This is a genomic window from Streptomyces sp. NPDC002403 (assembly GCF_053593015.1).
On record NZ_JBSFBQ010000048.1, the window covers coordinates 17,778 to 33,090 of the forward strand.

At 68.6% G+C, this 15,313-nt stretch carries 11 protein-coding genes; 8 read left to right on the plus strand and 3 right to left on the minus strand.

Translation table 11 applies throughout. The features are described 5' to 3' along the window. Positions 1-78: 78 nt before the first annotated feature. Positions 79-768 (minus strand): HAD family hydrolase, encoded by a 690-nt coding sequence (locus ACWCPY_RS34230; RefSeq protein WP_451271625.1) that lies wholly within the window; start codon positions 766-768, stop codon positions 79-81. A gap of 570 nt (positions 769-1,338) precedes the next feature. On the opposite strand from ACWCPY_RS34230, the gene ACWCPY_RS34235 reads away from it, so the two are divergent. The 8 genes from ACWCPY_RS34235 to ACWCPY_RS34270 all read left to right on the plus strand — a co-directional run bounded on the left by ACWCPY_RS34235 (position 1,339) and on the right by ACWCPY_RS34270 (position 12,426). After that, positions 1,339-1,980 carry a ScbR family autoregulator-binding transcription factor gene (locus ACWCPY_RS34235; RefSeq protein ID WP_451271627.1) on the plus strand — a complete coding sequence of 214 codons (642 nt, stop codon included), beginning with the start codon at positions 1,339-1,341 and terminating at the stop codon, positions 1,978-1,980. A gap of 254 nt (positions 1,981-2,234) precedes the next feature. Next, positions 2,235-2,429 carry a hypothetical protein gene (locus ACWCPY_RS34240; protein ID WP_451271628.1) on the plus strand — a complete coding sequence of 65 codons (195 nt, stop codon included), beginning with the start codon at positions 2,235-2,237 and terminating at the stop codon, positions 2,427-2,429. A 210-nt stretch (positions 2,430-2,639) separates the two neighbouring features. Beyond that, the gene (locus ACWCPY_RS34245) at positions 2,640-5,168 is read left to right on the plus strand and encodes a Pls/PosA family non-ribosomal peptide synthetase (RefSeq protein WP_451271630.1); all 2,529 of its coding nucleotides are present in this window, start codon (positions 2,640-2,642) and stop codon (positions 5,166-5,168) included. 63 nt (positions 5,169-5,231) lie between these two features. Beyond that, complete coding sequence (locus ACWCPY_RS34250; RefSeq protein ID WP_451271632.1) at positions 5,232-8,492, plus strand: non-ribosomal peptide synthetase; 3,261 nt, start codon at positions 5,232-5,234, stop codon at positions 8,490-8,492. 23 nt (positions 8,493-8,515) lie between these two features. Continuing rightward, positions 8,516-9,520 carry a TauD/TfdA family dioxygenase gene (locus ACWCPY_RS34255; RefSeq protein WP_451271634.1) on the plus strand — a complete coding sequence of 335 codons (1,005 nt, stop codon included), beginning with the start codon at positions 8,516-8,518 and terminating at the stop codon, positions 9,518-9,520. Beyond that, complete coding sequence (sbnB, locus tag ACWCPY_RS34260) at positions 9,517-10,587, plus strand: 2,3-diaminopropionate biosynthesis protein SbnB (protein ID WP_451271636.1); 1,071 nt, start codon at positions 9,517-9,519, stop codon at positions 10,585-10,587. Before ACWCPY_RS34255 ends, sbnB begins: the two co-directional genes overlap by 4 nt. 209 nt (positions 10,588-10,796) lie before the next feature. Then, positions 10,797-11,804: a 2,3-diaminopropionate biosynthesis protein SbnA gene (gene sbnA, locus ACWCPY_RS34265; protein WP_451271682.1), complete on the plus strand. Its 1,008-nt coding sequence runs from the start codon at positions 10,797-10,799 to the stop codon at positions 11,802-11,804. A gap of 163 nt (positions 11,805-11,967) precedes the next feature. Continuing rightward, on the plus strand, positions 11,968-12,426 hold the full coding sequence (locus ACWCPY_RS34270; RefSeq protein WP_451271638.1) for a CBS domain-containing protein: 459 nt from the start codon (positions 11,968-11,970) through the stop codon (positions 12,424-12,426). 84 nt (positions 12,427-12,510) lie between these two features. On the opposite strand, the gene ACWCPY_RS34275 is transcribed toward ACWCPY_RS34270, so the two are convergent. Beyond that, positions 12,511-13,539: an alpha/beta hydrolase gene (locus tag ACWCPY_RS34275; RefSeq protein WP_451271640.1), complete on the minus strand. Its 1,029-nt coding sequence runs from the start codon at positions 13,537-13,539 to the stop codon at positions 12,511-12,513. A gap of 55 nt (positions 13,540-13,594) precedes the next feature. Further along, a complete protein-coding gene (locus ACWCPY_RS34280) occupies positions 13,595-15,211 on the minus strand; it encodes a phosphodiester glycosidase family protein (protein ID WP_451271642.1) in 1,617 nt (538 codons plus the stop codon). Positions 15,212-15,313 lie beyond the last annotated feature (102 nt).

Sequence of the window (15,313 nt, forward strand, 5' to 3'; positions counted from 1 at the left end):
TGGCCGGGGTCTTCTCCTGTCAGGCGCCCGTCTGCCACTCGTCAGGTGCTTCGCCGGCCGGAACGCAATCGCGCTGGACTACTGGACGGTCCCGCCTGCCCAGGCGTGGGCCCATGCCTGGAGTTCCGGTTCGGCCAGAGTGCGCAGCCACAGGTCGGCTCGGTCAGCTCCCTCCTCGGCCGGCCGAGGTCCCACGCCGAGCACGCGCATGCCTGCTCTGCGGGCCGACTCGACGCCGGTGACGGAGTCCTCCACAGCCATTGCGTCCTCCGGCTGCACGCTGCAGAGGCGGACCGCGGTGGCGTAGACGTCGGGATGGGGTTTCGGCAGCAGCCCCTCCCCCGCGACGACGACATGGGCGAAGTAGCTGCGCAGGCCGACCCGGGCGAGGCAGAACTCGACCACATCCAATGGGCAGTTGCTGGCGACCGCGAGCGGGACATGGCGGGCGGCGAGGCGGACCAGTGCCGCCGCACCCGGCATGGTCACCGGGTCTTCGGCGACGAGCGCCATGAAGTGGCTCAGGAGCGCCTGCGCCATGTCGTCCGCGAGTTGAGGCTTCCCGGTCTCTCTGGCCATGAGGCTGCCGCATTCGATGTAGTGCACGCCCTTGGCCCGCTCGGCGAAGCCCGGGCGGGGCTTCAGCCCGAACTCCCTGAAGACCCGACTGCGCGCGTCCTGCCAGTGCCGTTCGGTGTCCACCAGGGTTCCGTCGCAGTCGAAGACGATGGCAGCCGGGGACCAGGTGAAAATGTGACGAGATGTCATTTGCCTGCCGTTCTCGAAGAGCGCGCCACCCCGCTTCGTCAGTGCTCGCAGTGCGAAGCAGGGGACTGCGGAGAGGCCCGCTCGGCCGCAGAAGGTGCGCGGCCGAACGAGCCCCGCTCGACCACGCGTGAAGGCCGATGCTTCGCCTCCGGGTCCTCCAGCGATGGACGTCGTCCGCTCTTCTCCGGATGACCCCAGAAACATCGTGATGACTACGTTAATTTCCCGTCAGAGAGGGCGCAATCATCATTTTGAGTGTTTGACGGCACGCCTATTTCCAAGTACTCGCGAGGCGCGCGCGGCAACCGGCGACCGGCGGATGAAACGCCACACCCTTCCAACTCCCATGCAAATGGCGTGACTTGATCCCAGAGATCGAACCCTGGAGAGGGCGACCGCACTCGGCAGCACCGGGGAAGCATGATTTTCCGCCATTGGCCGTACTCACACACAGCCCAAGAACAATAATAATCTCCACGCATTAACGGCACGGAGCGCCGTCAGTGCGCCGCGGCGCACGACTTTCCCGTATCAAGAGAATTGGCACTGGTGAACGAAGGCGGAACACACATGCAGGACAGGGCGCGCGCGACCCGAAGGTCTCTCCTGGAAGCCGCAGCACATCTTTTCGTTGAACAAGGGTACGTACGGACGAGCATCAATGAGATCAGCAACCTTTCGGGGCGCACCAGCGGAGCCGTCTACTTCCACTACTCCAGCAAGGAGAGGCTCGCGCTGGCCGTCGTGCGCGAGCAGTTCGCAGCCTGGCCGTTGCTGGCCGACCGCTATGCCGCCCCCGGGATACCGCCGCTGGAGAAGCTGGTCGCCCTCAGCTTCGATATCGCCGCGGCGCTGTGCGACGACGTCATGACCCGGGCCGGCGCGCGGCTGTGGGCTGAGCGCCGCACCATCGACATCGCCATACCCACGCCCTTCGCCGTCTGGACCACTGCCGTCACACGCCTTCTGGCCGAGGCCCGTGCCGACGGCGAACTGGCTGACGAAGTCGAGCCGTCGGGCACCGCCACGACCTTGGTGTGCGCGTTCTTCGGGCTGTACGACCTCACCGAGGAGATGGCGGAGCGTGAGGACCTCTCCGACCGGCTGCACCGGTGGTGGCTGCTGATCCTCAAGGCGTTGCAGGCACGCCCCGAGCCCGCCGCCCTGGTCGCACGGGCCCTGGCACACCACCGGCCGGCGCCCACCGGATGAGCCTCCCGTACTGACCGTCGGGCCCGGTCTCCACAGAGACGTACCGCACCCGCGACGCCGCCACCGGACTCGATCACGAGCCGACCGGCCGACGCAGGGCCGTAGCGGTCCGGCACCGTTCCGCGTGATCGCTGCGTGATACGCAGGCCGCACGTGACACCAGCGGGTGAACGGTCCCCGAGGCCGACCACGATCACTCCGCTGGCTCGCGGGCGTACCTCGCTGATCGGGTGACATCGGATGGTTGTGGCCGCGTGTACCACCGCGCCACCGCCGAGATGTGGGCGGATGTCGCTCCGCCGTCCCACAGCTGCGATGCACCGGGATTCGTCCCCGCCCGCGCCCCGGTGCAGCCCCTTCCTGACAGGGCACGCACCACTCGCATGCAGTACATCGAGGCGCATGCGCGGCTCATCGCCGTACCGCCGGGCAAGGTCGTGGACGAGTAGTGGACCGGGAGAGCCATTGCCGCACCACTGCCACCGGGTTCGAGTGGCAGCGGTGCGGTGGTCGGCTAAGACTGAGGCAGCGGTTCGGGATCAGGACAACAGATCCCGATCTCGTGGTTTCCGGACCACTCGCTCCGGCCATCGAAAAACGCGAGTGCGGGGCGCCGACCGTAATGGCGGCGACGCTCGAAAGTTCCTCAAGGAGCTCGCATGGAGGAGAAAGCCCTCGACGTCCTGACGCCCGGGCCGGACGAATCCGCAGTCGGCATACGCAAGTACACCAGCCCGGAGGGCGGCGTCGAGAAGGACCTCGCAGAGGTTCTGGCTGATGTCATGTGCGTCGAACGGGTGTCGATCGACGACCATTTCTTCGATGACCTCGGCGCCAACTCATTGGTCATGGCACATTTCTGTGCACGTGTCAGGAAGCGCACGGACCTTCCCTCGGCGTCGATGAAGGACATCTACCGGCATCCGACGATCCGCGGTCTGGCGACAGGGCTCGCGAATGCCGCGCCCGTCGAGCCGTCGGTCCCGGCACCGACCGAGGTGGTGACCCCTGTCCGCACGGCGCGGTACGCGCTCTGCGGAACCCTGCAGTTCCTGCTCTTCCTGGGCTACTCGTTCCTCGCCGGGCTTGTTGCCGACCGAGGCTATTCATGGGTCTCCGCCGGGTCGGGCGTGATCGATGTCTACCTGCGGTCGTTCATCTTCGGGGGCGTCGGTTTCGTCGCTCTGTGCACCTTCCCCATCGCAGCCAAGTGGCTCCTCGTCGGCCGTTGGAAACCACGCGAGTTCCCGGTCTGGGGTCTTACCTATCTGCGCTTCTGGACCGTCAAGGTCCTGATCCACGCCAACCCGATGATCTTCTTCGTCGGCAATCCCCTGTACGTGCTGTACCTGCGAGCGCTGGGCGCACGGATCGGCAAAGGGGTCACGATCCTCTCCCGCAACGTTCCGGTCTGCACCGATCTGCTCACGGTCGGCGCCGGCACGGTGATCCGCAAGGACTCGTTCCTCCTCTGCTACCGGGCGCACGCCGGCCGTATCCAGACCGGTCGGATCACCCTCGGCCGGGACGTGTTCATCGGCGAGAAGACCGTGCTCGACATCGACACGTCGATGGGTGACGGGGCTCAACTCGGCCACACATCCACGCTGTACAGCGGCCAGGCCGTGCCGGGCGGTCAGCGCCGGCACGGGTCCCCGGCGCAGCTCACGGAGCACGACTACGTAAGGATCGGGCCCGCCCCATGCGGCACGCTGCGCCGGGCCGGCTTCGGTCTCGTCACCTTGCTCCAGTTGTTCTTCCTCTACCTGCCGCTGGCGGTCGGGGGCGCGTACATGCTGGTCACCCTGGTTCCGGCGCTGCACGACCGGCTGGCAGCGGGCACGGTGCAGCTCACATCGCCGGACCTCTACCTCGACGCGCTGCTCCTCTCCCTGCTGCTGTTCTTCGGCTTCGTCGTCGTGGGCATGGCCGTGATGTTCACCGTTCCGCGCCTGCTGAACCTGGTCGTCAAGCCGGACAAGGTCTATCCGCTGTACGGGTTCCATTACTCGGTGCACCGGGCGATCGGGCACCTGACCAACATCAAGTTCTTCACATGGCTGTTCGGTGACAGCTCCTACATCGTCCACTACTTGCGCGGCATCGGATACGACTTGTCCCGGGTCGAACAGACCGGGTCCAACTTCGGCACGGAAGTCCAGCACGAGACCCCGTTCCACTGCTCGGTCGGGAGCGGGACGATGGTCGCCGATGGACTCTCCATCATCAACGCCGACTATTCGAGCACGTCCTTCCGGGTTTCCCGGGCCTCGATCGGGTCGTACAACTTCCTCGGGAACAACATCGCCTTTCCCTCGGGGGCCAGGACGGGCGAGAACTGTCTCCTCGCGACGAAGGTGGGGGTTCCGCTCGAGGGCGAGGTGCGCGAGGGAGTGGGGCTGCTCGGCTCGCCGTGCTTCGAGATTCCCCGGTCGGTCGAGCGCGATTCCCGGTTCGATCATCTGCGCACCGGCGACGAGTTGCGCCGCAGCCTCGCTGCGAAGAACCGCTACAACATCCGCTCGATGGTCTTCTTCCTGCTCGTGCGGTGGCTGCACTTCTTCGTGCTCACGATGTTCGGCCTGGCCAACGCCGAGCTGTACGACTCCTACGGGCACGTCATGATCGCCGCGTTCCTGGTGTTCAGCCTCGGGTTCACCGCCGTCTATTTCGTGCTGGTGGAGCGCGGCATCGCGGCATTCCGCACTCTGCAACCGCGGGTGTGCTCCATCTACGATCCCTACTTCTGGTGGCACGAGCGCCTCTGGAAGGTTCCCGACACCTACCTCAACATCTTCAACGGCACGCCCTTCAAGAACGTGATCTGGCGAATGCTGGGGGTTCGGATCGGCAGCAGGGTCTTCGATGACGGCTGCTACATGACGGAGCGGACGCTCACCACCATCGGGAACGACTGCACGCTCAACGCGGGAAGCAAGGTCCAGTGCCACTCGCAGGAGGACGGCACCTTCAAATCCGATCGCAGCACCCTCGACGCCGGCTGCACCATCGGTGTGGGAGCCCATGTCCATTACGGCGTGACGATGGGCGAAGGCGCGGTGCTCGCACCCGACTCCTTCCTCATGAAGGGCGAAGAGGTCCCCCAGCACGCACGTTGGGGAGGAAACCCCGCCGCGGAGATGCGAGAAGCCCCCCACCGGCCCGAGGCGCTGACGCGGAAGGGATAGCGGCTGCGCCCCTGTCGGCACGGAACAGCACGGTAGCGAAGGCGAATGGAGAGAGACGGCCAGATGGGAATCCAAGCGCAGGCCGACCGCGAATTCTGGCGCGATGTGCTCGCCGCCGGCGGATTCACCGAGATCCCGCGGTGGACGCTCGATGGGGTGCGAGGCGTCGGCGAACACGTGGTGCCGGTCCCGGACGATGTCGTGACGGCGTTGGAGCGGCTGGCCGAGGATCTGACGGTGCCGCTCGGCTCGGTACTGCTGGCAGCGCACGCCAAAGTGATCGCCGCCCTGTCCGGCGAGCACGAGGTCGCAACCGGATATGTCGGTGCGGAGGGCGGCCCTCCACTGCTGTGCCGGCTGACGACCGAGCCCGGCTCGTGGCGGACGCTGCTGCTGGACGCCCATCGAGTCGCGGCGGACCTGCTCTCGCACAAGGACTTCCCGGTCGATGAGCTCAGACGCGAACTCGGCCTGGCCGAGCCGTCGATCGAGGTCGTGTTCGATCCGCACGGCATGAGCGGCGAAGTCACCGGTGACACCGTGCTGTGGGTGGGATTCTCACAACGCGACAGCCGCCTTGTGCTGCGGCTGCGGTTCCGGACCGACGCGCTCGACGAGGACTGCGCCGTCAGGATCGCCGGTTACCACCTCACCGCACTCGCGCGGATCGCCGCCGACCCCGACGCCGAGCACGGGCGGCAGAGCCTGCTCTCCGCCGGGGAGCTCCACTTCCAGCTCGAAGAGCTCGCCGGTCCGCGACGGGAACTGCCGGACCACCGGTTCCACGAACTGTTCGAGCAGCGGGTGGCATCACACCCGGACGCCGTCGCCGCGGTGCACGGGGAGCTGCAACTGACGTATCGAGAACTCAACGCGCGCGCCAACCGGCTGGGACGAGCCCTGCTGGCGCGGGGGCTGCGCCCCGAAGGTGTCGTCGCGGTGGTGACCGAGCGCAACCTGGACTGGATGGCCGCCGTCCTCGCGGTCTTCAAGGCCGGCGGCGTGTACCTGCCCATCGAGCCGCATTTCCCGGCCGACCGCCTCGCGACCATGCTCTCCCGTGCCGAATGCGGGCTCGTGCTGACCGAGCCCGGCAGCACCGCCACGCTCGACCAGGCCCTCGGCTCACTGCCCGGGGTCCGGAAGCTGTTCATCGGCGAAGCCTGCGAAGAGGACCATCCCGACGATGATCTGGGCCTCCACGTCGCTGCGGACCAACTCGCCTACATCTACTTCACCTCCGGCTCCACGGGTGAGCCCAAGGGCGCGATGTGCGAGCACGCGGGCATGCTGAACCATCTCTACGCCAAGATCGACGACCTGGGAATCCAAGAGGGGCAGGTGGTCGCCCAGACCGCACCCCAATGCTTCGACATCTCGCTGTGGCAGCTGGTGTCCGGGCTCCTGGTCGGGGGGCGGACACTGCTGGTGGAGCAGGAGGTGATTCTGAACGTCCAGCGGTTCGTCGACAGGATCGTCGACGGCCGGGTCGCCGTACTCCAGGTCGTGCCCTCCTACCTGGACGTGGTCGTGTCCTGGCTGGATCAGCACCCCCGCGAGCTGCCGGACCTGCGGTGCGTGTCGGTCACCGGCGAGGCGCTGAAGAAGGAGCTCGTGCAGCGCTGGTTCGCCGCCCAGCCCGGGATCAAGCTGGTCAACGCCTACGGTCTGACCGAGACCTCGGACGACACCAACCACGAAGTCATGGACCGTGCGCCCGACGGAGACCGGGTCCTGCTGGGCCCCGCGGTCAACAATGTGCGCGTCTACGTCGTCGACGAGCACCTGGTCCCGGTGCCGCTCGGGGCCCCCGGCCTGATCGTCTTCTCCGGCGTCTGCGTCGGCCGCGGATACGTCAACGACCCCGAGCGCACCCGGCAGGCCTACCTGACCGATCCGCACCGTGAGGACGCCCGGCTCTACCGGGGCGGCGACTACGGCCGCTGGACGCCCGGAGGGAAGCTGGAATTCCTCGGCCGCCGCGACACCCAGGTGAAGATCCGTGGCTTCCGCATCGAGATCGGCGAGATCGAGAACACCCTGTTGCAGGTACCCGGTGTCCGCGACGGTGCGGTCGTGGTCGCCGAGCGGGCCGACCGGAGCAAGTACTTGGTGGCGTTCTACTCCGGTCGGCGGCCGCTCGATGCCGACGTCGTGCTGGACCGGCTCGGTGCGTCGCTGCCCGCGTACATGGTCCCGTCGTCCTTCCACTGGCGGGAGACCCTGCCGCTGACGGCCAACGGCAAGATCGACAGAAGGACTCTGGAGGCGCTCGCCGGGGAACCCGATGCCGTCCGGGACGACTTCCAGGCGCCGGATACGCCCACCGAACGGCAGGTGGCGGCCGCCTGGGCGAAGGTGCTCGGCATCCCGCAGGACCGGATCGGACGGCGGGACCACTTCTTCGACCGGGGCGGCACGTCGCTGTCGGCAGTGAAACTGGCCATCGTCCTGGACCGTGCGGTGTCCCTCAAGGACGTCACCCGCCACCCGGTCCTCGCCGATCTGGCCGGGCTGGTCGACGGCAGGTCCGAGCGGCGTGCCGGGCTGCTTCAGCCGCTGTCGGAAGCGGAACCGGACGGTGCCCGGACCGCGGCCCTGGTGTGCTTCCCCCACGCCGGTGGCAACGCGGTGAACTTCCGGCCGATGGCCAGGGCGCTGCCGGACGGCGGACCGGCGGTCTACGCCGTCGAGCTGCCTGGTCATGACGTGGCAGCCGAGAGCGAACCGCTCGCACCGATGACGCAGGTGGTCGAGCAGGTCGTCGGCGAGATCACCGGGCGTGGTCTGACCAGGGTCCTGCTGTGGGGCCACTCCTCGGGCGCCGCGTTGGCCGTGGAGACGGCCAGAAGGCTGCGGGAGCGCGGGGTGGACGTCCAACGGGTGTTCCTCGGCGCGCAACTGCTCGGTGATGCCGAGGACCGGCGCGCGGCCGTCGCCGGGCTGACCGGGCGGAGCAACGCCGAGATCGCCGCGAGCCTGGGCACGGACGGCGACCGCATCGCACTCGGTGAGCTGGGTGCGCGGCACGCCGAGCACGTCGGCGCCGCCTACCGGCACGACTACGTGTCCGCTCACCGCTACTTCACCGACGCCCTGGAGCACCCGCCCGCGCAGAAGCTGTCCGTACCGGTCACCGTGGTCGTTGCCGCGGACGACCCGAGCACGGCGGAGTACCCGCACCGGTTCCACGAGTGGCGGCTCCTGGCCGAAGAGGTCGACCTGCACGAGCTCGCCGACGGCGGCCACTACTTCCTGCGTACCCGTCCGGCCGAGGCGGCGAAGGCCGTGCTGCAGGCCACCGAATTGTTCGCTTCTTCCTGAGTCTCAGTCGAAAGGAAACCGAGATGTCGTCCACATCCACGGCGTCGCTGGTCGACGTGGAACTGGAATCCGGCAGACCCCCGCGGCTGCGGGCCGAGCCCACCGGCGACGCGCCGGCCTGGGCGGCCGAGCACCGGGACGCGCTGCGCGCAGTCGTCGCCGAGCACGGATCGGTCCTGGTCCGCGGCCTCGGGCTGCGTGACGCGGCCGAGACCGGAGCCGTCTTCTCGAAGCTGGCCACCGGTCTGATGACCGAACGGGAGGCCTTCGCGCCCCGGGAGGCCTACTCCGACGGGGTGTACTCCTCATCGAAGTGGCCGCCGAACCAGCCCATGTGTATGCACCACGAACTGAGCTACACGCTTGAGTTCCCCGGCCTGATGATGTTCGCCTGTCTCAGCGCTCCCACCGACGGCGGGGCGACCGCGGTGGCCGACTCACCGACCGTGCTCGACGCACTGCCCACCGAGCTGACCGAGCGGTTCGAGCGCGAGGGCTGGCTGCTGACCCGCAGCTACAACGACGAGATCGGCGCGTCCGTCGCCGAGGCCTTCGGCACCGAGGACCGGGGCGCCGTCGAGCGCTACTGCCGCGCCAACGCGATCTCGTTCGAGTGGCAGCCCGATGGCGGACTGCGCACCAGACAGCGCCGCAGCGCCGTGGTACGCCACCCGGTCACGGGCCGACGCTGCTGGTTCAACCAGATCGCGTTCCTCAACGAGTGGACGATGGCCCCCGAGGTGCACGAGTACCTGGTGGATGTCTACGGCGCCGACGGGCTGCCGTTCAACACCCGTTTCGGCAACGGCGACCCGATCGGCGAGGACGTCGTGCAGCTGCTCAACGGCGTCTACGAGGCGAACACCGCACGCGAACCGTGGCAGGCAGGAGACCTGATGATCGTCGACAACGTCCGCACCGCGCACAGCAGGGAGCCCTTCGAGGGACCGCGCGAGGTGCTGGTCGCCATGGCCGATCCGGTGCGCCTGGACGACTGCTCGCCGACCGTGGAGGTGACCGCGCGATGACCACCGTCGACTCCACCACGAGAGAGCCCGCAGGGGCCTCACCACCTGCCGTGCCACCGTTCGCGGTGATCTCCGGTGCCCAGGTCCAGCGCGCGCTGCACGGCTGCGAGAAGCGGATCACCGAGCTGGTCGAGGCCACCTACCGGGTGCACGGCGCCGGTGATTCGGTGAACCCGCCGTCGTACTTCCTGCGTTTCCCCGACCGCCCGTCCTCCCGGATCATCGCGCTGCCCGCCTCGATCGGCGGGAAGACACGGGTGGACGGCCTGAAGTGGATCTCCAGCTTCCCGGAGAACGTGACGGCCGGTATCCCGAGGGCATCGGCGGTGCTGATCCTCAACGACCACGACACCGGCTACCCGTTCGCCTGTCTGGAGAGTTCGATCATCAGCGCCACCCGGACGGCCGCGTCGGCGGCGTCCGCGGCCGACTGGCTCAGCCGCGACCGGCCGCGGCCGACGCGCGTCGGATTCTTCGGGGTGGGCCTGATCGCCCGCTACATCCACAGCTTCCTGGTCGGCACCGGCTGGTCGTTCGACGAGATCGGCGTGCACGACCTGTCCCCCGACAGCGCGGCAGGTTTCCGGTGCTACCTGGAGCAGTCGGACACCGTCGGCCGGATCACCGTGCACGAAAGCGCCGAGCAGCTGATCCGGAACAGCGATCTGGTCGTCTTCGCCACGGTCGCCGGTCAACCGCACGTCAGTGACCTGTCCTGGTTCGCACACAATCCGCTGGTGCTGCATGTGTCGCTGCGCGACCTCGCGCCGGAGATCCTGCTCGCCTCGACCAACATCGTCGATGACGTCGAGCACTGCCTCAAGGCCGACACCTCGCCGCATCTGGCCGAGCAGCTCACCGGCGGCCGTGACTTCCTGCACGGCACGTTGGACGACGTGATGGCCGGGCGGGTGACGGTGCCGGCGGACCGGCCGGTGGTGTTCTCGCCCTTCGGCCTAGGGGTCCTCGACCTCGCGGTGGGCAAGTACGTGTACAGCGAAGTGGCCCGCTCCGGGGAGTTGCACGTCGTCGACGACTTCTTCCACGAACTGAGCCGGTACGGATGAGCTGCCGAAGAGCGCAGGACGCGCCTTCGAGGCCGATCCCAGGAGAGACCACCGGTCACGTCGCAGCAGGTCCTGACGAGCAGGACAGCGGCTGCTGACGCAGGGCCCGTCCCGCCGGCCGGAGACGGGGGTCCCGCCCGCACGAGCGAGGAGCCCGCCCATGGCCGGACGGCTCCGAAAGTGCTCTGCACCAGACAGAGGAGATCATGGTGCCTGTCGTATCCACTCCCTACGCCTTCAACGAAGAGAACCTCTATGTCGACCTCCGGTCGATCTTCGGGCAATCGCTCTTCCTGAAGTGTGAGGGCTTCAACTTCGCCGGCTCGATCAAGTTGAAGGCCGCGACCGCGATGGTGGAGGCCGCTGAGCGGGATGGAATCCTGACACCGGAATCGATCCTGGTCGAGTCCTCGTCCGGAAATCTCGGCGTGGCGCTGAGCATGATCGCGGCGAGCAAGGGCTACCGGTTCCTGTGTGTGACGGACTCCCGCGGCAATCTGTCGAACAGAATGATGATGGAGGCGCTGGGCAGCCAGGTGCATGTGATCACCGAACAGGAGGCGGGCTGCGGTTTTCTCGGTGCGCGGCTCGAATACCTCCGTGCGCTGTGCGCCTCCGACGACCGGTATGTGTGGCTCAGTCAGTACACCAATCCGAGCAACTGGAAGGCGCACTACCGTACGACCGCGCCGGAGGTGGCCCGTCAGTTCCCGCGGCTGGACGTGCTGTTCGTCGGGGCCGGCACCACCGGGACCCTGATGGGCTGTGCGCGCTACTTCCGGGGATGGCACCGGCCCGTGCGGATCATCGCGGTGGACAGCGTCGGCTCGGTCTCGTTCGGCGGTGCGCCGGGCCGCCGCATGATTCCCGGTCTGGGTATGAGCATGCGTCCGCCACTGCTCGACGAGTCCTATGTCGACGAGGTGATTCGTGTCGAGGAGGCGGACACCATACGTGCCTGCCATCGTCTGGCCAGGCGCGGGTTCCTGTTCGGTGGCTCCACCGGCACGGTGATCAGCGGCGCGACGGACTGGTTGGCCCGGCACGACGCGGACGAACTCACCGCGGTGGCCGTGGGCCCGGACCTCGGCGAGCGCTACCTCGACACCATCTACCAGACCAACTGGCTGCAGGATCTCTACGGTGAGGACGTGCTCGAATCCAGGGAGGAGGCCGCCGGCTCCTGGGCTGTCGCTCCCCCGCCGGCGACACGCTAGGCCCTGTCGGCCGGGCCCTGCGGACCGGCAGCCGGCATGGGCGCCCGCGTCGGGCGCGACGCTCGGGATCCCTGTATCGCCTGCGCTTTTGAGGAGCGGTGCTGGGCCATTCGTGTTGTGATCGATGTCGGAGGAGGCGGCGCTTTCGGAACGGGAGGAAATCATGACCGAGAAACTGCGGGCGCGAGACATCATGTCCGGTGGCGTGCAGTGCGTCGGTGCGCACCAGTCGTTGTTCGACGTGGCGAAGACGATGCGCGATCTGAACGTGGGCTGCCTGCCGATCTGCGGCGACAACAACAGACTCACAGGCTTGATCACCGACCGTGACATCGTCGTCAAATGCTGCGCCGAGGGCATCGACCCGGCAACCGTGCAGGCCGGATCGCTCATGGGCAAGGTTCACTGGATCGACGCCGAAGCGGATGCCGGCGATGTCCTGGCGACCATGGAGGAACACCAGATCAAGCGGTTGCCGGTGATCGATGTCCAGGGCGGCCACCGACTGGTCGGCATGATCACGGAGGCGAATCTTGCGAGGAATCTGAGCGACGAGCAGATCGCCGAGTTCGCGAGCCACGTGTACGCGGGCGCCGGGATGTCCGGCGGGTCCGGGGGCTGAGGTCACGCCGCCGAATCCCACAGGAGAAGCCGGCCCTCGGGTGGGATATCCGTCCCCGGGTGCGTGATCCCGGCACGCGGCCGGTCAGCTGTGGGTTCTCAGGGCCTGGAGGAGCATCGGTAGCGAGGAGTGCAGCTCACGCTGCCAGTAGGGCCAGCCGTGCGTCCCCGGTCCGTAGAAGTTGGTGGTCACATGCTTCGCGCCCTTGCGTTCGAGTTCGCTCGCGAGGGCTTGGTTCTGTCTGTTGAAGTCCGCCTCGAGTTCGCTCACGGTGCCCGGCGGGTCCAGGGGGCCGGTGGTGCCGTCGCCGCACGACAGGTACACGGGGAGCGACGTGAGGCGCTTGGCCAGGTGGAAGGGGTCGTGGGCCGCCCAGACGTCACGTTGCGCGACGGGGTCGCCCCAGACCCTCAGCGGGTCGTTGCCCTGGCCGGCGAAGAACCCCATGATGCGGTTGGCCGACTCGTCGTCGAGCAGCGGGTGCACGGAACCGGAGTACGCGGCGGCCGCCTTGAACAGCCCGGGATGCCGGGCGGCGTACAGCAGGGCGCCCTGGCCGCCCATCGAGAGTCCCGCCACGACGCGGTTCCCGCCGGCCCCCCAGCCGTGCTCCAGGAGCAGGCGCAGTTCCTTGGTGTGGAAGGTCTCCCATGCCGGGTCACCGCCCTGGCCGTAGTTCCACCAGTCGCTGTACCAGCCGTTCCAGCCGGCCTCCGGCATGACCACGAGGACGTCGCGCAGGCTGTCGGTCCGCGCGATGTCGGTGCGAGCGGTCCATGACGTGTAGTCGCCGCAGCAGCCGTGCAGCAGCCAGAGCGTCGGCCAGCGCCGGCTGCGGTCGCCCGGGTCCCAGCCATCGGGTGTGAGCAGGCGTACGTTCACCGTCCGGCCGCCGAGGGCCGGTGAACGCACCGACAGGTCGACCTGCCGGTCGGCGACCCGGGTGACCGCGACGACCTCGGCGCCCCGGGACGGAACCCCGGCCCCGTCCACTTCCCGGGCAGGTGACATTACCGAAGCGGTGGCGAGCGCCGGCGGGGTCGTTGCGACGGCGAGCAGCAGCGCGGCAAGGAAGAACAGGAAGCGCGATCGGTGGATCGGGACGGCGGTCATGGCGGCTCCCGGCGGTCGGTGGTCGATGGCTGCGGTGTTCTCGGACCGGGCCGGCTCAGCCCCGGTCCGGCAGGATCAGCAGTGCATCCCCGACAGGGCGTTCACCGGCCGCGTCGGACGGGTTGTTGATCACTTCTCCGTCGACCACCGTCGTGGTCGACCCGCCGCCGTCGAGGTTGACCGCGTCGCGCAGGCCGAGTGCTCTGGCGACGGCGGCGCTCTCGGGGATGGTCAGCCCGAGCGCGGCCGTGCTGCGTCCGTCGGCGGTGACGAACACGGTCCTGCCGGCGGCGTCCACCCCGGCCAGCGTGCGTGGGTTGCGCTTGTGCACCCAGCCGTAGTAGAAGCTCTCGTTGCCCGGCTGCACCATTCCGTCGGTGGCGGGCGTGATGTGCAGCCGTCCGTCGCGGACCAGTTCGGGGCCGCCATTGACGATGTCGGTCGCCGGTGACGGGGAGACCGTGCGACCGCTGCCGTCCCGCAACGTCCCCTCGATGCGCAGGGGTCGGCCGACCTGTGCGAGTGCGGCCAGCTCGGCGACGCGTGTGCCCGTCGCCTGCACGGAGCTGCCCTCGGCCGGCAGTGGTCCGCCGCGCGGTGAGCGGAGTTCGAGGACCCGCCCGCGGGCGTCCAGTACGGCCTCCAGGCCGTCTCCCTGTGGCGTCCGCCGCCCGTAGTCCGGTGTGAACGCCACGAGTTCGTCGCGGTCGGTGCAGGTCACGTCGTGCAGCGGCAGCCGGGTCGGGGTGTCGTCGGCGGTGCCGCCGCAGTTCCTGATCAAGCCCGGTACGCGGTCGACACCGTCCAGGGGTCGCGACGCGCCCCGGCCGATGACCCGTCCCTTCCAGGTGAGCCGGACGATCCCGCTGTGCCGGCCGGAGTCGCGTATCACCAGGCCGGGGCGCCCGTTCACCGGCTCGCTCAGCAGCCGGCCGTCGTAGACGCCGACGCCGGCCGGATCGCCCGGTGCTCCGGCGCTCGGGTCGAGGACGAAGAACCCGCCGTTGACCGCCGCGGTCGCGCCGGCGACGGCCGCCAGCTCGCTGGTCCTCTCGCGGTTCTCCAGATCGGAGCCGTACGATGCCGTGAGCTCGCCGCGGAAGCGGTGCGGGTCGATGGTGAGTACGTCGATCCGCCACGGACCGCGGTCCGCCGGGTTCCCGTCCCAGCCGGTGTACACGACGGACCCCGTGTATCCGGCTCCGCTCAGCCGGGTGCGCTCCGCCGTCCCGGTGGACTGCGAGTCGAACCGTCCGACCCGGACCCGCCATCCAAGCGTTCCACCGGCGTAGTCGGCGACCGCCGGAGTCGTGACCTCCTCGACCCGGGCCTCGAAGCCGTCCTCCCGCAGGTCGCCGGCCAGCTCGTCGGCGCTCGCCCGGTCCTTCAGCGCCGTCGGCGGCGCGTCGGGGTCCGGCGAGGTGGCACCGCCCGGGATGGAGACCTCGACCGTCCACGCGAGCGCCGCGGCGTCGGTACCGCGCACGATCCGCGTGAGGGTGACACCGGGCTGCAAGGTCCGCGTGCTGCGGGTCTCGGTCAAGCCGACGGCGCCCAGCGGCAGGGCACGCGTCGGCGCCGGCCGCGGTTCGGAGGCGGCGGGCACCGGCAAGGCACCCACCACGGCGAAGAGGGCCAGACCCGTACACGCACCGAGCAACTTGCTGTTCACGTACCCCCCTTGGAAAGAACGGCTCAGCAACGGTGCGTGCGGGGGCGGCCACCCGTCAAGACGTGTGCGTGTCCATCTCCTCTCCCGTTCCGGGCAGTTCAA